This window comes from Streptomyces sp. NPDC002926, assembly GCF_053591755.1.
Genome location: NZ_JBSFUK010000002.1, coordinates 15,898 through 38,268, shown reverse-complemented (window position 1 = coordinate 38,268; position 22,371 = coordinate 15,898). Strand labels below are relative to the sequence as shown.

Genomic DNA, 22,371 nt, shown 5'->3' with positions numbered 1-22,371 from the left:
ATGACCCGTACCACTGGACGCACCAGAGAACGCACCACACGAGCAGGCGCCGCACGCAGGCGCATGCTCGTGCTCGGGGCCGCCGCCGCGCTCCTGGCCGGCGGCCTCGGTCTCTCGCCCGGTGCCGCGGCCGCGGCCGAGCCGGAAGAGGTCGTCATCGACCTCGGCACCTATCAGGGCAGGCCCGCCGTCCCGGAGCGCATCGCGCTCGGCGGCGGGCAGCTCGGTGTGGTGGCCCGGATCGACCCGAAGGCCGAGCGTGCGCTGTACGCGTACGACCTCGCCGTCACGGGCACACCGCAGGCCGGGCCGCGGCGCACGGTCAACCCCGATGTGTGGAACAGCCACCCGGAGTTCCGCCCGCCGCTGTGGGCGCTCGGGGACGGCCGGTTCGCCTACACCAATCCGACCGCGGCCAATCACACCGTCACCGGCGACGGAACGCCGACCACCGTCATCACCCTCGGGCAGCTCGGCGCCGACCAGCGGATGGTGGCCGCGGAGGGGCGGTTCTTCGCGGTCGACGAGCCGAGCACGGGCAAGCAGTACATCGCCACCTTCGACGACGCCGCGCCCCGGGTCCTCACCACGCGTCCGATCAGTGCCGTCGCCATCTGGGGCAGGACCATGTGGACGCCCGGCAGCAATCCGGGGAGGCTCCGGTGGTACGACCTGGCCAACGGGGCCGATGCCCCATACGACCAGGACACCGGCCTGAGCTGCACGCCTGACGAGCTGCAGAAAGTCGGCCGCTGGTTCTACTGGCGCTGTGACGGTGCCGCGAGCTCCTGGATCTGGGACTCCGGCACCGGCTTTCCCCAGATCATCCCGGTCCCGTACTCCAGGTCCGCGAAGCTGGGTGACGGATTCCTGGTCCAACAGGACGACGCGACCGGGACGTTGACGATGACCGACTGCCATGGCGGCGCCCGTGAGAGGCCGGTCACCACGACGCTCGCAGACAAGGCGGCGCCAGGGGCGGGCACCTGGAGCGTCGACAAGTACGGCGGCCATGTCGCGTACACGGATACGGAGGGACGTATCCACATCAAGCCGGTGACCGTGCCGCGGGGCGAGTTCTATGTGCTCGACGTGTCCGCACCGGCGACTGCCGACGACCGGCGGTGGCCCTGGAGGGCGAAGTGGCTGCTGACCCGCCCGTCCGCGAGCCGGACCTTCACGGTCAAGGACTGGCGCAAGCGGGTACTGGTGAACGAGACCGGCACGGCACGGACCGGCGCGCTGGTACGTGCCGACTGGGATGCCCGCAACCGGGATCCGAAGGACAGGGTCAGTGGCGCGTACCAGTGGGAGGTGGTGGCGCAGCCGGCCGACGGCACGGGCCGGGAGTCATGGACGCCGGGAGCCGTACGGCTGGTCAACGGAGCCTCGGCCTTCCGGGACACGAACACCGACGGCTACGGCGAGTTCTACTCGATGACGACGACGGGCAAGGCGGCCGTACATCATCTGCGGGGCGGCGCCCGCTCCTGGGCGACCACCGGCTGGGACCCGCGTACGCGTCTCATCCCGTACGGAGCGAACACCGGCGACCCGCGCAGCAATCTCCTGATCCGCACGCCCGACGGCAACCTCTACCGTGCGGGCGGTGACAGCAACCCCATCGACCCGAGGGTGCCGCACCATCTGATGGGCAAGGGCTGGAACGGATTTGACGCCTTCGCCGCCTCAGGCGACCTCACCGGGGACGGCCGCCCCGATCTGCTCGTACGGCAGGCCTCCACGGGCTTCCTCTTCCTCTACCGGGGCAGTACGAACGCCGGCTTCGCGCCTGCCGTGAAGGTCGGTTCCGGCTGGAAGGGCTGGACGATCATCGGCGCGGACGATCTGACCGGGGACGGGCACGGCGATCTGCTCGCGCGGGACCCGGGCGGCGAGGTGTGGCGCTACGACGGTACGGGGGCGGGCAGGTTCAAGCCGCGGAAACTGGTCTTCAGTGACTGGGGTGCCGGCCGCAAGGAGATCATCGCCGTCGGTGATGTCACGGGCGACAGCCTCTGCGACCTCATCTCCCGTGACACGAACGGCAAGTTGCTGCGCAATCAGGGCGACGGAAGGGGCTCGTTCGGGGCCACGGTCACGATCGGCACGGGCTGGCAGAACTACAGGGCGCTGTTTTAGGCCACGGGTGGCGCATGTGCTGCCCCCGGCAAGGGAATTGCTGGGGGCATGACAGACAACCCCACTGTGGGGGATCCTCCCCCGCGACCAGCATCCGTTCCCGACGCGGCACCCACGGCGGTCTCCGGCTCCCAGCCGGGCGCCGTACCGACTGCCGCCGCCGACTCCGCACCGGCCTCCGCGGGCTCTTCCGCACCGGCTGCCGCGACCGTCATCCCCGACTCCGCACCGGCCTCCGCACTGTCCTCCGCACCGGCCTCCGTCGGCTCTTCCGCACCGACCGTCGTCGCCGACCCCGCACCGCCCTCCGCGGGCTCCGACGAGGAGCGCCTGGCCCAGCTCGGCTACACCCAGGTCCTCGCCCGCCGGATGTCGGCGTTCTCCAACTACGCCGTCTCCTTCACCATCATCTCGGTCCTCTCCGGCTGTCTCACCCTCTACCTCTTCGGCATGAACACCGGCGGCCCGGCCGTGATCACCTGGGGCTGGGTCGCCGTCGGCCTGATGACCCTGTTCGTCGGCCTGGCGATGGCCGAGATCTGCTCGGCGTACCCGACCTCCGCGGGCCTGTACTTCTGGGCCCACCGACTGGCACCGCCGCGCAGCGCGGCCGCCTGGGCCTGGTTCACGGGCTGGTTCAACGTCCTCGGCCAGGTCGCCGTCACTGCGGGCATCGACTTCGGCGCGGCGTCCTTCCTCGGCGCGTACCTCAATCTCCAGTTCGGCTTCGAGGTCACGCCGGGCCGGACGATCCTGCTGTTCGCCGCGATCCTGGTGCTGCACGGCCTCCTCAACACCTTCGGCGTACGCATCGTCGCGATCCTCAACAACGTCAGCGTCTGGTGGCATGTGCTGGGCGTCGCGTTGATCGTCGGCGCGCTCACCTTCGCACCCGACTCCCACCAGTCGGCGTCCTTCGTGTTCACGAAGTTCGTGAACAACACCGGCTGGGGCAGCGGTCTCTATGTCGTCCTCATCGGGCTGCTGATGGCCCAGTACACCTTCACCGGCTACGACGCCTCGGCCCATATGACCGAGGAGACCCACGACGCCGCGACCGCCGGCCCGCGCGGCATCGTCCAGTCCATCTGGACCTCGTGGATCGCGGGCTTCGTCCTGCTGCTCGGGTTCACCTTCGCCATCCAGTCGTACGAAGGAGCCCTGGCCTCTCCGACAGGAGCGCCGCCGGCCCAGATCCTGCTGGACGCTCTCGGTGCGACCGCCGGGAAGCTCCTGCTCCTGGTCGTCGTCGGCGCCCAGCTCTTCTGCGGTATGGCGTCGGTCACTGCGAACAGCCGCATGATCTACGCCTTCTCCAGGGACGGTGCCCTGCCGTTCTCGCGGGTCTGGCACACGGTCAGCCCCCGTACCCGGACGCCCGTCGCCGCGGTCTGGCTCGCGGCCCTCGGCGCGCTCGTCCTCGGTCTGCCGTATCTGATCAACGTCACCGCGTACGCCGCTGTGACCTCAATCGCGGTCATCGGCCTCTACATCGCGTACGTCATCCCCACCCTGCTGCGGCTGTTCCGCGGCGACAGCTTCGAACCAGGCCCCTGGCACCTGGGCCGCTGGTCCCGCCCGATCGGCGTCGTGGCGGTGATCTGGGTCGCGGTGATCACCGTGCTCTTCATGCTTCCGCAGGTCTCCCCGGTCACCTGGGAGACGTTCAACTACGCCCCGGTCGCGGTCCTGGTCGTCCTGGGCTTCGCCGCGGCCTGGTGGCTGGCCTCTGCCCGCCACTGGTTCCTGAACCGCAATCACCCCCGGACGATCGCCCGCGAGACGTCGCGTCGGTGACCTGCGGCGGGGTCTTGACGGGGCCGGTGAACCGATACCCGATCGGCTCACCGGTCCTGTCCGGCTATGCTCGGGGATGCATTGCCGAGGGCCGTTAGCTCAATTGGCAGAGCAGCGGACTTTTAATCCGTTGGTTGTGGGTTCGAGTCCCACACGGCCTACGCCTCAGCCCCAGGTCAGAGACCATCTGATCTGGGGCTGATCTTGTTTCGGGGGCAACTTCGGGCGATTGCTGGCCCGCTGCTGGCCCGAGCGGCAAACGATCAAGACATGAAAGAGCCCCGGCCTGTCCGCGACGGGGGACGCAGGCAGACCGGGGCGGTGGTGGGGCGGGCGCTATCCGTGGGCGCGGACCAGGAGTGTGCCGATGTGGCCCGGCTCCGGAGCATCCAGCACGCGCGCCTCGACGTCTCGGAAGCCGGCCTTCTCAAGCATGCTGGTCCAACGCTTGGGCGTGTAGCTGTAGCGGTAGGTGAACATCGCCTTCCCGGCGAAGCCGCCCTTGTACATGCCCTGCGGGCCGTAGGCGCCAGGGATGGCCGGCGGGTGAGAGAAGGCGAGGACGCCGCCAGGCTTGAGGCGCGGGGCGATGAGCGGCAATAGCTTGGCCGGGTCGGTGAACCAGACGGCGCCGAAGATGGAGTAGATCGCGTCGTAGGTCTCGGTGCTCTCGCGCAGGTGGTCGAGGACCTCGGAGCAGACGAACTCCGCCCCCGAAGGTCCCCATCGCTCCGTCGTCTTCTTCATCATGACCGGCGAGAGATCCACGCCCGTGGCCTTGACGCCGCGCTGGGCGAGGTAGGCCAGGGCGCGGCCCGTGCCGCAGCCGAGTTCCAGCACGTTCTCCGGCGCGCCCAGGAGCTCGGGGCCGGGGCCATGGCCGGAGTACTGCGTCCAGTTGAAGACCGGCTCCATGTCCTCCTTGAAGGCGCTGCCGGCGTAGGTGTCCCAGAGTTCGGTCTCGGCTGCGATGTCGTGTCGTGCGGGCACGAAGCTCCCTTCAACGGGTGAGGCCCCTGCCCTCCTCGAGGGAAGAGGGCAGGGGCCAGACTAGGGCGGTCAGTGACTGTCGGGGACCTTGTTGTCGCAGGGCGAGCAGTTGGCGCCGTCGATGGCCCAGAGCTCTTCGTCGACGTCCCAGCCGTCGGCGGCAAGGAAGTCGGCGGTGCTCAGGCACAGGCCGTCGCTGCGGCGCTGGATGAACGGGGCGTGGTGCTTGTAGGCGCCGCCGTTGTAGACGTCGCACAGGGCGAAGTACACCGGAGTGTCGAGGATGAGCTGGTGCACGCCGATGTCGACGAGCTTGCCCACGCCGAGGTGGACGTCCGGGTGTTCCATGGCGGCGATTGCGTACATCACGGCGTTGCCGAGAATGCGCTCCGCCATATTCCGGACCATCGTGTTGTCGCGGAGCAGCAGTGCGACCTCCCGCTCCCAGAGGGTGCCGCCGTCGGCCACGTTGATGGTGAGGTGGCGGATGTGCGGCTGGACGCTGTTGAGGATGACCTGCGGATCGCGGGTCCGTAACCGGCTTTCAACTGCTGTGACCATCGAGCAACTCCTTCTTTGGGGACTCGCCCTCGGGTGAGGGCAGCCCCGCCCGCGCCGGGTCAGGGGTGCACCGGCGCGGACGGGAGTCGGTGGTGTGTAGCTGCAGGCGGCTGGCATTCGGCGGGTACGGCGTGTACGACGATGCGGACGTCGGGGCCGGACATGCGGGGCACCCAGTGGATGAGCCCGTTGTCGGTGTGCTGGCCGCACGCGGAGCAGACGCCGGTTCCGTGCTCGGGCTGGTCGTCCCACATCGGGCTCATCGGGTCCTCGCGTTGCTGCAGCGCGGGCAGGCGCACGGCGGGTAGGCCATGGAGAACGGCAGCTCCTCGGCTGCCGGAAGTGCGCACGTCTTGACGGGCGTTCGCGCGTTCGTCTTGGGGTCGACGCGGTACACGCTGATGGCGAGACCGGGGTGATCCTTGCCGCTGCCTGTAGTCGTCACGCATTCAAGATGGCGCGGCCACAGAGAGTTGCGCGGCGTCAGTGCAGGCGTCAAAGCGGCGACATACGGGGCGTCATTTCGGTGTCATTCAGGGCGGGTTGGGTCTACCGTTCTCCCATGGCCACACCGAACAGCGCACTGCGAGCAGTCCGCATGGGCCTGCTCATGTCCCAAGACGATTTTGCCCGCGCCGTGCGAGATGCCGGCACCCGCGCGGGCCAGCCCAACGACGCCAACAAGCGGCTCGTACAGCGCTGGGAATCCGGCGCGACCACCGCGCCCCGCCCCGTGTACGCCCGCGCCCTGGAGTACGTCACCGGCCTGCCCATAGAGTCCCTCGGCTTCAGCGGCACCGTCCCCATCGCGCGTGTGTCAGACGACGGGCACGGCGGCCACGACGTCGAATCCTCCATGAACGGCATCACGCCCGCGGCGGCCGCGCCGCAGCCCGAACCCCATGGCAGCCACCGCAACTACTCGGGCGTCTGGCTGTCCCGCTACGAGTACTTCTCCAGCGGCCGTGACTCGGCTTTCACTGGGCAGCACTACGTGGTGCTGCTGCAGCACGGCAACCGGCTGTCCGCGCGGAGCCTGCCCGGCTCCAGCGACTCACCGCTGACGATGGATCTGGAGATAGACGGCCACGTCGCCACTGGCACCTGGACCGAACAGACCGAGACCGATGGCTACTACCGGGGCGCCCGCTACCACGGGGCGATTCAGCTGCTCGTCGAGCCGACCGGCCGCCGGATGACGGGCAAGTGGGTCGGGTTCGGTAAGGAGTTCGACGTGAACACCGGGCCGTGGGAGCTGGTCTTTCAGGACGGGTCGACGAACAAGGCGACGCTCGCGGCGTACAACAAGCGGCCCGACGCCTGACCCCGGACGCACGAGTGCGCCCCTCCCACCCGAAGGTGAGAGGGGCGCATTGCGTTACGTATTGCGTTACGGGTACTGGCGGCGTTGCGGATCGAGAGTGCCGGAGGACAGCAGGCCAGGCTTGTCGCTCGGCGGGGGTGCCCCGTCCTTGCGGCACATGAGCGCGTCGGGGTCCTGCCGGCTGTAGCCGGTGGCCGGCGCGCTCTGTTCGAGACGTCCCTTCCGGGTGGCGCCTCCGCACTTCTCGCGGGAGACGATGACCACGCCCTGACAGATCAGCGGGACGGTCTGCCGACTCCGGTATTCCCGGCACGGGGTGTGGCGGAACTGCTCGATGCCTGCGAACGCCGTCCTGCCTGCTTCGCGTCCATGGTCAGACGACCGCGGCGGCGGCCTGCTCCATCTCCTCGTCGGTGGCCATGAGGTCGTCGAACTCGCCGTCCTTCGCGCCCTCGATGAACTTCCGGATCTCGGCGCGGCTGAAGTACAGGACGGGGCTGTCCGGGTCCTTGTCGTCGGAGAGGGCGACCATGCGGGTGCCGTCCGGGATGCTGTGGTGCGGGTGGTCCTTGGCGTCCGGCGCCTCGGCGACGATGACGCAGTCCTTCAGGATCGGGTCAAGGTCGGTCCTGCTCGCCTTGCGCCAGTCCAGCCCGGGGGCGTGCGAGTTCTCGAACGAGACCGTGCCGCGACCATTGCTGAGTGTGCCCATGAGTGGTGTCCTCTCTCTCGTGCATGTGCTCGGTCCTGCACTCCGCTCCGGCCGGGATTCCTGGCGAGGTGCTCCGGTCGGGGCGGGGATCAATGGGGTGTACGTAGTCGCCCGCGTGCCTTCTCAGCGGGGTCGTCGTTCTCACTCTCGGCCGTCACGCAGTAACCGACGGCCTGCCCGGCGCGGTACCGCATGACCTCGCTCTGCGAGGCGTCCCGGGTGAGCCGGTCCCAGTCGTCGACGAGGCACACGATCGGACCGAGGGCCCTGTCCGTGGCCAGCAGCAGGTCCACGGCGCCAGTCTCACTGTGGACCACCTGCTCGACCAGGCGCGCGGCCGCTCCTCGGCCGCGTCGACGACGAGCTCCCGTGGGCAACGCCTGCCGACGGATGCCCGGTTACCGCGAGGTGCAGCGGGCCACCTGCTACGGCCGGCTCGGTCTCGGCCGCGAGGCGGACTCGCTCCGGTCGCAGGTCTTGACGATCGCCCCGGAGACGGGCCGCCGCGACCGCGGTGTGTACCTCTCCGGCCATGCCACTGACGCAGCACGGGAACCTGACCGAGCTCTGGAGCTCGCACGCACCGCTGCGGAGATCGCAGTGGAGACACGATCCACGGGCATGGCCGGGGAGTTGGCCACCCTCGAGCGGGCCCTGCGGCCATGGCATGATGCCCGGTCGGCCGGGACCTCGCCGAGGTGCCGGCACCTGTGACCGAGAGGGGATGTGCGGCACCGAAGCCGCTGACCGGGCAGGAGATCGAGGCGCGAACGGTCACGTTGCCGGAGTGGGCGCGCGTCGGGGACGAGATCACATGCACCTTGGAGATCCGTTGGCACGCGGGCGGCGCGATGATCGTGCACATCGCGGGACCGGGAGCGTCGCATCGGGCATCACGCGGACATCGACCTGCGCATCGATCACCTGCGGATCGCGGTCACGACGCACGACGCACGACGCCGGACACAAGCTGACCGTCGCCGACTTCGACCTGGGCGCCGCATAGACGCCACCGCCGCCCGCGCATCTGTCCACGCCGCTCGCCTGACCCTGGACGCAGAAAGGGGCTGCCGGCTGTCCCCGTCCTCGCACGACTGTCCTGCTTGCCCGCCCTGTGGTCCGGGACGGTGGACTCTGCACCGGGCCGGTCCGCCCGACCCTCGGGCCGCATCGGGCCGGGCGGACCGGTCAACGTGGCACCGGGCTGCCCCTGTCCACCGGGCCGGCCGGACGCGCCAGGGTGAGGCGTGACGGTCGGAGCAGGCTTGCCTCGGTCACGGTGATCAGAAGTTGCCGTTGGACAGCAGCTCGCCGTTCTTGTCGTACACGGTTACCAGGCCGTTCTCGGAGGACTTCCAGTCGGCGAACGCGGACGCGATCAGCTTGCCCTCGCCCTGGTGTGGTCCCATCAAGCCGCCGCTGAAGTCGGTGTAGATGTCGGCCGAGTCGAACATGTCGTTCTGCTTGTCCGCACCCTGGACCTTGGTGACGTGCTTGACGGCCGCCCTTTCTGGAGCCGTGCCGTTCTTGGCGATGAACGCCTTGAACTTGTCCGCCTGTGACAGCTCTTTCGCGGGCTCCCTGGCGGCCTGCTTCTTCGCGGCGGGCTTGGGGTCGGATGCCTTCTCCTCGGCCGGCTTCTCTGGCGCTGCCGCGGGGGTGTCGGACGGCTTGTCGCTGGTGTCACTTCCGCCGCCGACTGCGATGCCGATGACGATGAGGAACGCGAAGATGCTCCCGAGGGTGATGCCGACGATCGCCCAGGCGGACATGCCCTTCTTGGGGGGCAGCGGGGGCTGGTAGGGCGCAGGGCCTCCCTGATACGGCTGCTGCGGGCCCGGGTACTGGTGGCTCATGCGCCTGTCCCCTCGAGTGGATCTGATGTGGTGTGGGGGGAAGGTGAATGTATCGGTGGGTTCGCTGCGCGGGGGCAGGTTCGGCGGGATCTGTTGCCGCGCCAGTACGCCCTGCACATGAAAGCGTCCCCGCCGACGAGGAACGCACGGCGGTGCTCGGCCCGGGTGCCGCGTCGCACTCGGGAAGTGCGATACGGGCAACGTCATGGAGCGCGACGGGCCCCTCCGAGGGTGGCGCGCACAAGGCCGGTGGCCCCGTGATAGGGCGGCAGTTGAGGAGCCCGGGTCCGTCACGCCCAGGTCGAGCAGCGTCACATCGTCGGGCAGCAGCACATCGTGGAGGTCCGCGCCTTTCCAGGTGCGGACCTCGCCGACCTTGCTGTGCCCCACGAGCGGTACGCGACCTGCGCCTTGCCGTTCGGGGGGATGTGAGCGGAGGCGCCGTCACCCCGTCATGGTGTCCTGCCGGACCACGCACAGCGCCCAGATGATGAACGCGTACAGCGCGATCGCGATGATCGACCAGAACGGGTAGTACGGCAGGGACAGGAAGTTGGTGATGATGAGCAGTGCCGCAATGGCGATGCCGATGATCCGCGCCCAGAGCGGGGCCTTGAACAGGCTGATGCCCACGATGATGGCCACCACTCCGAGGATCAGATGGAGCCAGCCCCACCCGGTCAGATCGAATCTGAAGACGTAGCGCGGTGTCGTGACGAAGATGTCGTCGTTGGCGATGGCCATGATGCCTCGGAAGACGTCGAGGACACCGCCGATGATCAGCATTACTGCGGCGAACACCACGAGCCCGCCGGCAGTCGCCAGGGATGCCTCGGAGCGTTCGTGGGTTGACCGCGGATGAGTTGTCTGCGACATGGTGTTTCCTCTACTCCCTGTTGTTCTCCGTTCGAGCCATCGACGGCCGTTCTGGACGGGAACAGGCGGATGAGGATCGCGCAGGCGATGGCGTTGGCCGGCCGTCTGTGCGCATCCACCCACTCCCGCACCTCCCGGTGCGGCGGCTTCGGATTCCGGCGGGTCGGCCGTTTCACGTCCGACCCGGTTCTTCACCATCCCCGCGCTGCCGGCAGGGCGACCCGCCGGGAATCCCACGGCACCTGGTGCGGTGCGCGGGCTCAGTGCAGGAGCTTTTCCTTGGCCTGCTGGAATTCCGCCTCGGATATGTCGCCCTTGGCCTTGAGCTCGGAGAGTTTGGCCAGCTGGTCCACCCCGCTGCCGGCTCCGCCGGCCGTCTCCCGGATGTAGGAGTCCATGGCGGCTTGCTGCGCCTGTGCTTGGCGGAGTTCGCGGGTGCCCATTTCCTTGCCCCGGACGATCACGTACACCAGGACCCCGAGGAAGGGGATGATGAGGACGAAGATCAGCCATGCCGTCTTCGCCCATCCACTCATCTCGTGGTCACGGAAGATGTCGACGATGATCCGGAAGAGCAGCATCAGCCACATGATCCAGAGGAAAATCCACATCACCGTCCAGAAGGCGCCCAGCACGGGATAGTCGTACGCCAGGACCAGATCGCCATCCATCGCTCTCCTCCTGCCACTCACCGTCGGACTCCGGGGTCCGCTCCCTTCCAGCCTCCTCGTTTCCCGGCACGCGGCCTCACCCGTCACGGGTGAATCGTGTGATCGGCCCCCGGGCCGCCGGTCAGGCAGTCTCGGCAGTGACCCGTCCAGCGCGCGCGGCGTCGGTCAGTGCCTGGAAGTCGCGCTCGTTCTGGTCGGCGTAGAGCTCGGCGAACTCCGCGAGTGCCCGGTCGAAGGTGTCGTTGCTGCCGAGGTACGAGGCGATGGCGATGCGGTCGCCCGAGCGGGCGTGGGCGCGGGCCAATGTGGTGCCGCACATGCCGCCGAAGTATTCGAGCTGGTCCGGGGGCATGAGATGCGGTACCGCGATGCCCTTCCAGTCGTGCAGCTGGCGGACGTAGAAGTCGCGCTGCAGGCCGTCGATGCCCATGACCCGCTGCCAGCCGAGGAAGATGTCACCGGCCGCCTGCATGAGCCGCTGGCCGGATACGACACGCTGCCCCTGGTTCTCGTACTCGCCGGCACCGGCGTACGGGGCGAGTACGGACTGGTCGGCCTCTTTGGCCTGCAGCAGCAGCGGGTCCTCGTCGTCCTTGCCGAGCATGAGCAGCACCCAGCAGCGGGTGCCGACGCTGCCGACGCCGACCACTTTGCGCGCGACGTCGACCAGCCGGAACTGTTCCAGCAGATGACGCCGGTCGGACGGGAGGCTGCGGCCGTATCCCTTGACGAGTGTCCGGAGCTGCTGCTCGAGCTCATGGCGCTCGACGTCGGGGAGCAGGTCGCCCAGTGGGACGATCAGCGGCGGGTCGGCCGCGATCCGCCGTTCGCCGTGGATGATCTTCGTGAGCTTTTTGTACGCCTGCACGTTGTCGCGGGTGCGTGCGGAGGACAGCGCGTGGGAGACCCGTTCGCGGGCGCCCTTGCCCAGCTCCTTCGGCAGGAGTTCACGGATCTGGTCGGCGTCGGCCTGGGTGTACCAGACATCCAGGTTGGTCATCCCGGCGAAGCCGCGCATCGCGTCCCGGTAGGCCCCGACGCTGCCCCGTACGACGGTTTCGCGCTGCTTCCGCGAGAAATCGTTTTCGCGGCCGGCGATCGCAAGGCTCGCCGCAAGCCGTTTGACGTCCCACTCCCACGGGCCGGGCAGGGTTTCGTCGAAGTCGTTGATGTCGAAGACCAGATGCCGTTCGGCGGAGGCGAGCAGCCGGAAGTTCAGCAGGTGAGCGTCTCCGCAGAGCTGCGCGACGATCCCGGTGTGGGGCGCGGCGCCCAGGTCGGAGGCCATGATCGCGGCCGCGCCCCGGTAGAACCGGAACGGTGATTCCATCATCCGGGCGTACCGGATGGGTACGAGTTCCGGCACGCGGGCGGCGGACTGGCGCTCGACGATCTCGACCGGGTCTGTCCGGTTCGCGGGAGGTTCGAACAGGGCATGGCTGGAGCGTGGCACCCGGTCGCGGGCCGCCTTGCCGCGGGCAGCCCGCTCCTGCGGGGTCGGATGTGCGTCCGGGGTCGTCGCTCTCATCGAGGCCTCCTTGCCTCTCCGGACCGGTCAGTCCGGCAGCCGACGCATCTCGACCACGCGCAGGCCCATGTCCTGGAAGCGCATGAGTAGTCCGTACAGATGCGCCTCGTCGGTGACGGGGCCGAAGAGCAGTGTCTGCTGTGGGGCGGGCACTTCCGCCAGTTCGGGGAAGGCCTCTGAGACCGGCGTGGACAGGCGGCCGGTGACGCGGAACTCGTAACGCATGGCCCGCACTTCCCATGGTCCTGGAGAATCGTCTCCTTTGCATGCTGGCCGATGTGCGGCCGGTGCGGCATCACCCGGATGAGGTGAGCCCGGCTCCCGGGCCTGCATGCCGGCCCGCATGCCGAGACTGCATCCCGATCATGCGTCCCGACGCCGGGTGCCGCCGTCAGAGCAGGTGGAACTCCCGCGCACGGCGGACCGCGTCGCTCCGCCGGGAAACGGCAAGCTTGCGGTAGATGCTCCTCAGATGTGTCTTCACCGTATTGACGGACACATACAGCTCCGTGGCGATCTCCTCGGTCGACATCATCTCCGCGGCAAGGCGCAGTACGTCGCGTTCGCGGTCGCTGAGCGACTCGACGAGAACGACGTCCGCCGGGCCGCCCTCCAGGGCCGGCGTGCTGTCGGCGGATGCCGTGCGCTCGGTGACCCACGGTTGGGTGCTGGTGAGTTCCGGCCGCTGTTCGAGCAGATGGCGAAGCCAGGGGGCGGCTCCCGGGAGGTCGGCCGGCATGCCGGCGAAGAGCCGCTCCAGCCGGTGTGTGTCCGGGCCGGTGAGTGAGCCGCCGAGGGCCAGGTGATCGACGATCAGGGCGGCGGCGTACTCCCAGTCCCCCGCCGCGGCCGCGTGTTCCATGGCCTCCGAGACCAGGCCGGCGTCGGCGAACCAGCGTGCCGCGCGGCGGTGCAGCTGCGGTTCGAGGCCGGGCTGGTGGCTGCGCAGACAGGCGTGGAGAACCTCGGCGAACAGCGGGTGGAAGCGGCACCAGGGCGTGTCACCGATGGGTTCGACGAAGGTGTTGTCGCGGGTGAGCCCGGCCAGGATCCCCTCGGCGTCCTCGCGTCCGGTCAGCAGATTCGCCAGCTGTGGGTGCACCCGGTTCAGGATGCTCGTACGTACCAGCAGGTCCTGGGTGTCAGCGGGCTGGGCCTCGACGACTTCGGCAAGCAGATAGTCGGCGACGGCACTCTGCGAAAGGGCGAACGACCTGGCGAAGCCGGTCGGGTCGTCGGTCCGCTGCATGGCCAGGGCACACAGCCGCAGTCCGGCGGCCCAGCCCTCGCTGCGCCGGGTGAGGGCCTCGACGGTCTCCGCCGGCGAGGCCAGTCCGTGCCGCCGCAGCAGCGTCGCGGTCTCGTGCCGGGTGAACGCCAGGTCGGCGCTGCGGATCTCGCAGATGCTGTCCTCGGCGCGGTAGCGGTGCAGAGGGAGCAGCGGATCGACCCGGCTGATCAGCACCAGACGCAGCTGCGGTCCCGCGTGGCTCAGGATGAATGTCAGGCCCGAGGCCACCTCGCGGTCGCGCACCCGGTCAAGGCCGTCGAGCACGAGAACCACCGGTTGGTCCAGCCCGGCCAGCGCGGAAGCCAGCCTGACCAGCAGGGAACGGTCGACGGTGTCGGCGTGCGTGGGGGCGCCGACAGTGTCCGGCAGCGTCACGCGGTGGTGACGGAAGGCTTCGAGGACGTACGTCCAGAACACGCCCGGCGCACTGTCGTCGTCCTCGAGAGTCAGCCACACGACCGGGTGGGGTGCCGTCGCACGGGCCGTCCACGAGGCGGCGAGAATGGTCTTACCGGCGCCGGCCGGGCCCGTGATCAGGGTCAGTGGTCCCGCCGTTCCGTCGGTGAGGCGGTCCAGCAGGCGCCTGCGGCGCACGAAGGACTCCGGAACGGAGGGCACGGAGAACTTCGCGGCCAGCAGCGGGTCGCCGGTCGCATCCGGCTGCGACGGCGTGATGCCGAGTCCGGCCGTGTGTACTGCGGGTGTCCGGGCGATACGGGGGGCTCCGCCGCTGTCCGGCGCTGCGGAGGTTGTGCTCCGGGGCATGCGACCACCATCTGGCTGTCGGCTGCCTTGTCCTGCCAACCGTATGTAACGTGCCGACCTGTTCAGCCGCCACGTGTGCCGACGGCACTTGGACCGACCCGTCAATCTTCACCGCGCATGTTCATGATCGCCAGGCGGGAGGAGCCGGGCGACGGTGAGTGGAGTCGGGTCGGGCGATCGTTCAGCCGTCCCGTTTCGGGTGCTGGTGGTTCCGGCCGAGGTGGCGAGTGGACATCACCCGGAACGGGTGAGAGAGCCGCCTCCGGTGGTCCGGCGTTCACCCGTCGTTCCTGCCGCGGTTGCCGCGCGGGCGTCACGGGGCGGGTTCCGACGGGCTGCTCATCCTGCGTCGGTGCGGCGGCCGCTCCGGGCTGCCGCCTCTGATCCCCCGCCGGGCCCGCCGAGGGATACCTCCGGCCGGGCCGAATGGGCGGATCGCGGGATGTCTCCCACGGGCCGGACCGCTCGGACACCCCGGAGGATGTTCCCGGTGAGTGGTCCTGACGGGTTGTTCCGGAAAATTTCTCCGCGAGGTGTCGAGAATCCGTCGTCGGCCGCGACGTCCCCTGTGAGAGTTGCCCACAAGGGGCGGCAACGCATCCGAGGGAGCGAAACCATGAAGTATCTGGTGATGGTCCAGGGCTCGCAGGCCGACTACGAGGCCATGCGCGGCCAGGCTTCGGAGCACAGCCCGGCCTGGAGCGAGAAGGAACTGCAGGCGATGTTCGCTTTCATGGGCGAGGTCAACAACGACCTCTCCGAGTCCGGTGAGTTCGTCGACGGCCACGGCCTGGCCGAGCCCGCGCAGACCCGCTTCGTCAGTGCCGGCAAGGACGGGCGACCCGTGATCACGGACGGTCCGTACGGGGAGACCAAGGAGCTGCTCGCCGGGTACTGGGTTCTCGACTGCGAGAGCCTGGAGCGGGTCACCGAGATCGCCGCGCGCATCGCGACCTGCCCGGGGCCCGAGGGGGCTCCCCCCTATCCGGTGGTCATCCGGCCCATCCAGGACGGCGGAGGCGATGTGTGAGACGTACGACCGACATCGAGGACCTGCTGCGCCTGCACGCGCCGCAGGTTCTCGGTGCGCTGGTGCGCCGGTACGGGCATTTCGACCTGGCCGAGGAGTCCGTACAGGAGGCGCTGCTCGCGGCCGCGCAGCAGTGGCCCGAGGCCGGGCGGCCCGACAATCCGCGAGGCTGGCTGATCAAGGTCGCGTCGCGCCGGCTCACGGAAGCGCTGCGCAGCGACGAGGCGCGGCGCCGGCGTGAGGAGACGGCCGCGGCGCTCACGCCACGAGACGCCTTCACGGCGCCCGCACCCGGAGAGAGCCGCGCACCGTCCGACGACGACACCCTCACCCTGCTCTTCCTGTGCTGTCACCCCGAGCTCACGCCGGCCGCGCAGGTCGCGCTCACCCTGCGTGCCGTCGGCGGTCTGACCACGGCCGAGATCGCCCGTGCGCATCTCGTCCCGGAGGCGACCATGGCGCAGCGCATCAGCCGGGCCAAGCAGAAGGTCAAGGGAGTGCCGTTCCGGCAGCCGGGGCCCGAGGACCGCGATCAGCGGCTCGAGGCTGTGCTGCAGGTGCTCTACCTGATCTTCAACGAGGGCTATACGGCGACCTCCGGCAGCGATCTGCACCGCGCCGATCTCGCCGCCGAAGCGATCCGGCTGACCCGGGCCGTACGCCGGCTCCTGCCGCAGGAGGGTGCGGTGACCGGGCTGCTGGCGCTGATGCTCCTCACCGACGCGCGCAGCGCGGCCCGCACCGGACCGCACGGCGAACTCGTTCCGCTCGACGAGCAGGACCGCAGCCGCTGGGACCGGAACGCGATCACCGAGGGCAGCGCGCTGGTGGAGAAGGCCCTGTCCCAGGGGCCGGCCGGGGCCTACCAGCTGCAGGCGGCGATCGCGGCGCTGCACGACGAGGCCGCTCGTGCCGAGGACACCGACTGGCCGCAGATTCTCGCTCTGTACGACCTCCTCGTACTCCCCCGTGGCCTTGGGCATGGAAGGCCCCACGCGCCCGCGCCCATGGCCGAGTTGGGCCGTGCCGTGGCCGTCGCCATGGTGCACGGACCCGAGGCGGGGCTGGCCGAAGTCGCCGGGCTGGAGGACCGGTTGGCGGGCCACCACCGGCTCGACGCCGTACGCGCGCACCTGCTGGAGAAGGCAGGGGACATCGAAGGCGCCCGGGCCGCCTACCAGTTGGCGGCCCAGCGCACCCTCAGCGTCCCGGAGACGCGCTACCTCCAGATGCGTGCGGCCCGGCTGCTGCCCCCGCTTGACCGGACCCGACGACTGGATCAACGGCCGGCGACGAGGGCGCTGCGCAGCCTGGGCCGCGGCCGTCCGGGGGCTCCGGAGAGGCCTCACGGAGACTTCTGAGCAGGCGGACCCGGAAAATGGAGTTGATCTTGCTCCGGATGGCGTAGGGTTGTGTTTACCGACGCGGGGTGGAGCAGCTCGGTAGCTCGCTGGGCTCATAACCCAGAGGTCGCAGGTTCAAATCCTGTCCCCGCTACTGCAGCCAGTGGCCCGGCACTCGATCAGAGTGCCGGGCCATTGTCGTACCCGGCAGCAGAGCGCCGGGCCACGCGTCGTCGTACCCGGCCGATCGCCGTCGCCGTCGCCCGGTTGGCGGACGGAGAGTCGCAGCACGGCGCGGCTACGGCCAGCCTGGGGAGAGCGCGGTACCGTCCGCAGCCGTGGATGGACTGGTCAAGGAGATCACTGGTGGGGCAGCGAGAGCAGGACGGCGGCACCAGCGCTCATCGACTTGTCCTCGCACTGCCCTCGCTGATGATCATCGGCGGTCTGGTCTTCGATCTCCTCACCCCGTCCGAGTACACCGCGTCCCCGCTCTTCGCCGCCGCTCCGCTGATCGCCGCACCGTTCTTCTCCTGGCTCGCCACTCTGCTGACCGGGGTGGCCGCCGTCGCCGGTGTGGTGGGTCTGCACATCTACAACGGGACTCTGAGCCAGACCTCGGCGAACACCGAGCTGTTCACCGTGATCACCGTCGCCGGCCTGGCGCTCTTCATCAACCGGGTCGTACGGCTCAGCGGGCAGCGACTCGCCTCCGCCCGCGTCATCGCGGAAAACGCGCAGCGCGCCGTGCTGCCCACCCCCGTCGACCGGATCGGTGGGCTGCGGATCGCCGCGCGGTACGAGGCGGCGCACAAGGACGCGCTCGTCGGCGGCGACCTCTTCGCCGTACAGGACACTCCGCACGGTGTACGGCTGGTCGTGGGCGACGTCCGGGGCAAGGGGATGGAGGCGGTCGAGGCCGTGGCCGTGGTCATCGGGGCGTTCCGGGAGGCCGCCGAGCAGGAGAGATCACTCGAGGGTGTCGCCGCACGCCTGGAGCGGGCGCTCACTCGCGAGGGCACGCGGCGGGACAGTCTCGACGTGTTCGAGGGCTTCACCACCGCCGTACTCGCCGAGGTTCCGCGCGGTGCGGCCGGGGTACGGGTGGTGAACCGTGGCCATCCGGAACCGCTGGTGCTGTACCCCGACGGCGATGTGGACAGGCTGCAGCCGACTGAGCACGCGCTGCCGCTGGGGATGGGCGATCTGGGGACCCTGCCGGATCTGGCGGACGAGTATCCGTTCCCGGCCGGGGCCACGCTGCTCCTCTACACCGACGGGCTGTCCGAGGCGCGTAACGCGGACGATGTCTTCTACGACCCCGGCGAGCGGCTCGGCGGCCGGCACTTTTCCGGGCCCGAGGAGCTGCTGGACGCGCTCCTCGACGATGTACGCCGGTACACGGGCGGCGGCACCAACGACGACATGGCGCTGCTGGCGGTCAGCCGCCCGGCGGACGGGCAACCGGAGCGTCGGGGGACCGTACCTGTGGTCAAGGAGGAGCGGGAGGAGTCGGGCCGCGACCGTGTGTAGTCGAAGGACACCCCTCCGCATAACAGGTGAAGCACCGTCAGAAGTGCGGTGTGGTCCGCGCATCGGCCAAGTCGCCCGATTCCGGCCGCTTGTGTCCCGGTAAGTCCTGGCCGATGAAGTTAATGATCAGTCGGAACAGCTTGGAATCGGGCCCTGGTGTCTATTAACGTTCGATAACGCAGCGCGGTTGTCCCAGTCGTCGCTAGAGACGGCACCGTGCGCACGCGCCGAATTCCGCAAGGGAACCGGGGAACCACCAATTGGGGTGAATCGGGCATACTTTGCCGCTCTTTTCGCGGTCGAAGCGCTCGTAGGAGACCTTCCTGCTCCGAACCCGTCAGCTAACCCGGTAGGCGAGAAGGAAGGAAAGGAGCACGCCTCCGTGGCGTCCAACAAACCTGCCCCTGCCCCCGAAACCCCCTTTCAATCCGACTTCTTCGGCGAAGAAGTAGCGGAGCGGGCATGGGAGGAATGGAACCCCACCGAGGACTCCGTCCGTCCGGTGCGCGGCCGGCACCGTGTCATGAAGCAGCGCGGCGGACTCGCCCGCAGCTCCACGGTGCTCGGCGTCGGTGTGATCGCGGCGGTCGGCGCGGGCGGCATGGCCAGTGCGCAGGACAAGCCGCCGGTCTCCATATCGCTGCCGGACCTTCCCGACTCGATCGCGGACAAACTGCCTGACGCCAAGTCACTGCCGGGCGTGGGCTCCTTCATGTCCGACGACGCCGACGCGCAGTCGGGGAACGTGAACGCCTCGCCGCTCACGACGATGACCCTCGCCGCGGACGACGGCGCCGGGGCAGACACGGAATCGGGCGTGGGCGGCGCGGGTGAGGCCCTGCGCGCCCGCATCCTCCAGCAGGCCGAGCAGCAGCAGGCCGACGCGGACGCCGAGGCGAAGTCGGCCGCGGAGAAGGTCGCCGCCGAGAAGGCCGCGGCGGAGGCGACGCAGCAGCAGACGGCGGCGGAGGCCAAGGCCGAGGCCGCCAAGCGCAAGGCCGAGGCCGCCAAGGCCAAGGCGGAGGAGGAGCGGCTCGCCAACCTGGCCAAGAGCTTCGCGCTGCCCACCTCCGCGTACACGATCACTTCCACCTTCGGCGAGGCCGGCTCCATGTGGTCCTCGGGCTACCACACCGGCCTGGACTTCGCCGCCCCGACGGGCACGCCGGTCAAGGCGGTGCACGGCGGCACCGTCAAGTCTGCGGGCTGGTCCGGCTCGTACGGCTACCGCACGGTCCTGGAGCTCGACGACGGTACGGAGGTCTGGTACTGCCACCAGTCGTCGATGTCCGTCAGCGCGGGCCAGAAGGTGACGACGGGCGAGACGATCGGCCGCGTGGGCGCGACCGGCAATGTCACGGGCCCGCATCTGCACCTCGAGGTCCACACCCCCGGCGGCTCGGGCATCGACCCGATGGCCTGGCTCCAGGGCAAGGGCCTCACCGTCTGATCACGCGCTGCGGTTCCCGGCAGCCCTGGCGCCCACCCCCCGGCGCCAGGGCTGCCGGTCCGTGCGGCCGCGTTTCCGCGTAGCGGGGGCCCGGTGTTCCGGCTTTCGGTGTTCCGGTCTTCGGTGTTCGGGGGTCCCGGGTTCCGGCACCCCGGAATAGCGCGGCGCGGTCCGGCTGTTGATCTACGTATGACTTCTCTCCGCACCCTCGGCTCCTCGGGCCTGGCTGTCTTTCCGCTGTCCCTCGGCGGCAATGTCTTCGGCTGGACCGCCGACGAGACGCAGTCCTTCGCCGTGCTCGACGCGTACGCCGCCGCGGGCGGCAACTTCATCGACACCGCCGACTCCTACTCCGCATGGGTGCCGGGCAACGAGGGCGGCGAGTCCGAGACCGTCATCGGCAACTGGCTCGCCGGGCGCGGCAACCGCTCCGAGATCGTCGTCGCCACCAAGGTCGGCGCGCACCCCCGGTACAGGGGCCTCTCCGGCACCACGATCAAGGCCGCGGCCGAGGAGTCGCTGCGTCGGCTGCGCACCGACTACATCGACCTGTACTACACGCACTTCGACGACCCGGCCGTCCCCGTCGAGGAGATCATCACCGCCCTCGACGAGCTGGTGAAGGAGGGCAAGGTCCGCGCCATCGGCACCTCCAACCTCAGCGTCGAGCGGCTCCAGGCGTCCCTGGACTTCTCGGAGCGCGAGGGACTGGCCCGCTATTCCGTGCTGCAGCCGCACTACAACCTCGTCTCGCGTGAGACGTACGAGGGCGAGCGCCAGGAGACGGCCGCCCGCGCCGGTCTCGCCGCCGTCCCGTACTACGCGCTCGCGTCCGGCTTCCTCACCGGCAAGTACCGGCCGGATGCGACGGTGCTCAGCCCCCGTGCCGAGGGAGCGGCCAAGCATCTGAAGACCGACCGGGGCGTGGCCGTGCTCGCCGCGCTGGACAAGGTCGCCGAGGCGCGCGGCGCCGAGATCGCGACCGTCGCGCTCGCCTGGCTGGCCGCGCAGCCGACCGTCGCCGCGCCGATCGCGTCGGCCCGAACGGTCGAGCAGCTGCCCGCCCTGCTGGCCGTCGCCGACCTGGAGCTGACGGCCGAGGAGCTGGCCGAGCTGACGGCGGCGTCCGCCTAGGGCTGCCTAGGAGCGGTACGGGTTGTAGCCGCCGTAGTCGCGGTACGGCGGCGGCACCCACGCCCGGCCCGTCGCCCGTGCCGCGTACGTCAGCGCGGGCGCGGCCAGATCCTTGCGCTGCCACAGGTGGTGCAGCAGCTCCTGCTCGCGCGCCACGAAGTCCGGGCCCGCCGCGCCGCGGTGGGCCCGGTGGCGCAGAAAGGCCAGGGACGTCGCGAACGTCTCGTACTCCGATACGGCATGCGCCGCGGCCGGTCCGTGCATCCGCCGCGCGACGTCGCGCGCCATCGTGCGTGCCCGCATCGAGGAGAGCGCGTGCGGTTCGTCCGCCGCCAGCCAGCCGGCCGCGGCGTACGCGGGCAGCTCGGCGGATATCGTGCGCAGCTCACGCTGCCGCGTCCAGATCGTCAGCCAGGTCAGCAGGCCGAAGGCGGGCACCATGAAGGCCCCGTACACGCCGTAGAAGCCCAGCGGGCCGAACAGTGACGACGAGCCGTTCCACAGGGCGTGCATGCCCATGGCGAGGACGAGACCGAGCAGCGGCAGCGCGACGCGGCGGATCCTCTGGCGCTGCGCGGCGAGCGCGGCGATCCCGAAGCCGATGCCTGTCAGCACGGTGAACAGCGGATGCGCGAACGGCGACATCACGACGCGTACGAAGAAGGTCGCCGCGGTCATCGAGGAGAGGCCCGAGGTGCCTATTTCCTGGTCCTCGCCGAAGGCGCTGCCCAGATAGAGGATGTTCTCGGTGAAGGCGAAGCCGGTCGCGGTGAAGCCGGCCACGACGACGCCGTCGACTATCCCGGTGAAGTCCCGTCTGCGGAAGATGAAGATGAGCAGGACGGCGGCGGCTTTCGCGCTCTCCTCGACGATCGGGGCTATCACCGTCGCGCCGAGGGTGTCGGCGCTCGCCGGATCCGCGGTGGCGGTGGCTATCCAGCGGGTCGCGAAGGAGTTCGCGATGATCGCGACGAGAGCGGCGGCGAAGGCGCCCCAGGCGAAGGCGAAGAGCAGATTCTTCCAGGGACCCGGTTCGACGCGGTCCAGCCAGCGGAAGGCCGCCATCAGGAGCGGGACGGGCAGGGTGGCGAGGCCCAGGCCGACGAGGAAGCCCTCGGTTCCGGTCTGTTCGCGTACGAGCGCGAGGATCACCAGGCCGGAGAGGGCGAGGAGCGTGATCAGCACTCCGGCCCTGACCGCCTTGCTGTGCCAGAGCCGGGAGACGCGGCGCGGCTTGTAACGCCACCGGGAACGCTCCGGCACGGCGTCGAACAGCGGCTGCTGATCGAACGCCGGGACCGCCGGATGCGGTGGGAAGTGCTGCGGCGACGAGTCGGACACCCATCGACCCTAACGAGAGAGACTGAC

The 22,371-nt window shown here is 69.6% G+C and carries 21 protein-coding genes, 2 tRNA genes and 1 riboswitch; of the genes, 10 read left to right on the top strand and 13 right to left on the bottom strand.

Translation table 11 applies throughout. The features are described 5' to 3' along the window. From ACWDZ6_RS03360 to ACWDZ6_RS03350, 3 genes are all read left to right on the top strand, one after another. Window positions 1-2,142 (top strand): FG-GAP repeat domain-containing protein, encoded by a 2,142-nt coding sequence (locus tag ACWDZ6_RS03360; RefSeq protein WP_451501501.1) that lies wholly within the window; start codon window positions 1-3, stop codon window positions 2,140-2,142. Window positions 2,143-2,190: 48 nt separating this feature from the next. Beyond that, complete coding sequence (locus tag ACWDZ6_RS03355) at window positions 2,191-3,939, top strand: amino acid permease (RefSeq protein WP_451501500.1); 1,749 nt, start codon at window positions 2,191-2,193, stop codon at window positions 3,937-3,939. A gap of 88 nt (window positions 3,940-4,027) precedes the next feature. After that, window positions 4,028-4,100, top strand: a tRNA-Lys gene (locus ACWDZ6_RS03350). A 175-nt stretch (window positions 4,101-4,275) separates the two neighbouring features. On the opposite strand, the gene ACWDZ6_RS03345 is transcribed toward ACWDZ6_RS03350, so the two are convergent. From ACWDZ6_RS03345 to ACWDZ6_RS03335, 3 genes are all read right to left on the bottom strand, one after another. Next, window positions 4,276-4,929: a class I SAM-dependent methyltransferase gene (locus tag ACWDZ6_RS03345; protein ID WP_451501499.1), complete on the bottom strand. Its 654-nt coding sequence runs from the start codon at window positions 4,927-4,929 to the stop codon at window positions 4,276-4,278. A 69-nt stretch (window positions 4,930-4,998) separates the two neighbouring features. Then, a complete protein-coding gene (locus ACWDZ6_RS03340) occupies window positions 4,999-5,490 on the bottom strand; it encodes a hypothetical protein (RefSeq protein ID WP_451501498.1) in 492 nt (163 codons plus the stop codon). Window positions 5,491-5,749: 259 nt separating this feature from the next. After that, window positions 5,750-5,935, bottom strand: a complete 186-nt coding sequence (locus tag ACWDZ6_RS03335) for a hypothetical protein (protein WP_451501497.1) — start codon at window positions 5,933-5,935, stop codon at window positions 5,750-5,752. A gap of 117 nt (window positions 5,936-6,052) precedes the next feature. Between ACWDZ6_RS03335 and ACWDZ6_RS03330 the strand changes: the two genes are divergently transcribed. Further along, window positions 6,053-6,814 (top strand): XRE family transcriptional regulator, encoded by a 762-nt coding sequence (locus tag ACWDZ6_RS03330; protein ID WP_451501496.1) that lies wholly within the window; start codon window positions 6,053-6,055, stop codon window positions 6,812-6,814. 66 nt (window positions 6,815-6,880) lie between these two features. Here ACWDZ6_RS03330 and ACWDZ6_RS03325 read toward each other — a convergent pair whose 3' ends face one another. The 9 genes from ACWDZ6_RS03325 to ACWDZ6_RS03285 form a co-directional block, all read right to left on the bottom strand. Further along, on the bottom strand, window positions 6,881-7,078 hold the full coding sequence (locus ACWDZ6_RS03325; protein WP_451501495.1) for a hypothetical protein: 198 nt from the start codon (window positions 7,076-7,078) through the stop codon (window positions 6,881-6,883). A 109-nt stretch (window positions 7,079-7,187) separates the two neighbouring features. Further along, window positions 7,188-7,526: a DUF397 domain-containing protein gene (locus ACWDZ6_RS03320; protein ID WP_451501494.1), complete on the bottom strand. Its 339-nt coding sequence runs from the start codon at window positions 7,524-7,526 to the stop codon at window positions 7,188-7,190. An 89-nt stretch (window positions 7,527-7,615) separates the two neighbouring features. Next, on the bottom strand, window positions 7,616-7,819 hold the full coding sequence (locus ACWDZ6_RS03315) for a hypothetical protein (RefSeq protein WP_451501493.1): 204 nt from the start codon (window positions 7,817-7,819) through the stop codon (window positions 7,616-7,618). A gap of 990 nt (window positions 7,820-8,809) precedes the next feature. After that, entirely contained in the window at window positions 8,810-9,382 is a 573-nt protein-coding gene (locus tag ACWDZ6_RS03310) for a hypothetical protein (protein WP_451501492.1), read from the bottom strand. A 444-nt stretch (window positions 9,383-9,826) separates the two neighbouring features. Further along, the gene (locus ACWDZ6_RS03305) at window positions 9,827-10,258 is read right to left on the bottom strand and encodes a DUF7144 family membrane protein (protein ID WP_366733644.1); all 432 of its coding nucleotides are present in this window, start codon (window positions 10,256-10,258) and stop codon (window positions 9,827-9,829) included. A 260-nt stretch (window positions 10,259-10,518) separates the two neighbouring features. After that, window positions 10,519-10,929 (bottom strand): SHOCT domain-containing protein, encoded by a 411-nt coding sequence (locus ACWDZ6_RS03300; RefSeq protein ID WP_366733645.1) that lies wholly within the window; start codon window positions 10,927-10,929, stop codon window positions 10,519-10,521. A gap of 121 nt (window positions 10,930-11,050) precedes the next feature. Next, window positions 11,051-12,457 carry a DUF2252 domain-containing protein gene (locus tag ACWDZ6_RS03295; RefSeq protein WP_451501491.1) on the bottom strand — a complete coding sequence of 469 codons (1,407 nt, stop codon included), beginning with the start codon at window positions 12,455-12,457 and terminating at the stop codon, window positions 11,051-11,053. 27 nt (window positions 12,458-12,484) lie between these two features. Continuing rightward, complete coding sequence (locus ACWDZ6_RS03290; RefSeq protein ID WP_389179667.1) at window positions 12,485-12,682, bottom strand: hypothetical protein; 198 nt, start codon at window positions 12,680-12,682, stop codon at window positions 12,485-12,487. 166 nt (window positions 12,683-12,848) lie between these two features. After that, window positions 12,849-14,513 carry a LuxR C-terminal-related transcriptional regulator gene (locus ACWDZ6_RS03285; RefSeq protein WP_451501490.1) on the bottom strand — a complete coding sequence of 555 codons (1,665 nt, stop codon included), beginning with the start codon at window positions 14,511-14,513 and terminating at the stop codon, window positions 12,849-12,851. A gap of 616 nt (window positions 14,514-15,129) precedes the next feature. Here ACWDZ6_RS03285 and ACWDZ6_RS03280 point away from each other — a divergent pair. From ACWDZ6_RS03280 to ACWDZ6_RS03255, 6 genes are all read left to right on the top strand, one after another. After that, window positions 15,130-15,543 carry a YciI family protein gene (locus ACWDZ6_RS03280; protein ID WP_326650922.1) on the top strand — a complete coding sequence of 138 codons (414 nt, stop codon included), beginning with the start codon at window positions 15,130-15,132 and terminating at the stop codon, window positions 15,541-15,543. After that, a complete protein-coding gene (locus ACWDZ6_RS03275; RefSeq protein ID WP_451501489.1) occupies window positions 15,540-16,904 on the top strand; it encodes an RNA polymerase sigma factor in 1,365 nt (454 codons plus the stop codon). The genes ACWDZ6_RS03280 and ACWDZ6_RS03275 overlap by 4 nt, the downstream gene beginning before the upstream one ends. Before the next feature lie 62 nt (window positions 16,905-16,966). Further along, window positions 16,967-17,040: transfer RNA gene (locus ACWDZ6_RS03270), tRNA-Met, on the top strand. Between the two features lie 212 nt (window positions 17,041-17,252). Beyond that, entirely contained in the window at window positions 17,253-18,419 is a 1,167-nt protein-coding gene (locus ACWDZ6_RS03265) for a PP2C family protein-serine/threonine phosphatase (RefSeq protein WP_451501488.1), read from the top strand. A 215-nt stretch (window positions 18,420-18,634) separates the two neighbouring features. Then, window positions 18,635-18,790: riboswitch (cyclic di-AMP (ydaO/yuaA leader) on the top strand. 11 nt (window positions 18,791-18,801) lie between these two features. Beyond that, entirely contained in the window at window positions 18,802-19,869 is a 1,068-nt protein-coding gene (locus tag ACWDZ6_RS03260; RefSeq protein ID WP_451501487.1) for a M23 family metallopeptidase, read from the top strand. A gap of 189 nt (window positions 19,870-20,058) precedes the next feature. Beyond that, the gene (locus tag ACWDZ6_RS03255) at window positions 20,059-21,003 is read left to right on the top strand and encodes an aldo/keto reductase (RefSeq protein ID WP_451501486.1); all 945 of its coding nucleotides are present in this window, start codon (window positions 20,059-20,061) and stop codon (window positions 21,001-21,003) included. A gap of 6 nt (window positions 21,004-21,009) precedes the next feature. Here ACWDZ6_RS03255 and ACWDZ6_RS03250 read toward each other — a convergent pair whose 3' ends face one another. Next, the gene (locus ACWDZ6_RS03250; protein ID WP_366733654.1) at window positions 21,010-22,344 is read right to left on the bottom strand and encodes a PrsW family intramembrane metalloprotease; all 1,335 of its coding nucleotides are present in this window, start codon (window positions 22,342-22,344) and stop codon (window positions 21,010-21,012) included. Window positions 22,345-22,371 lie beyond the last annotated feature (27 nt).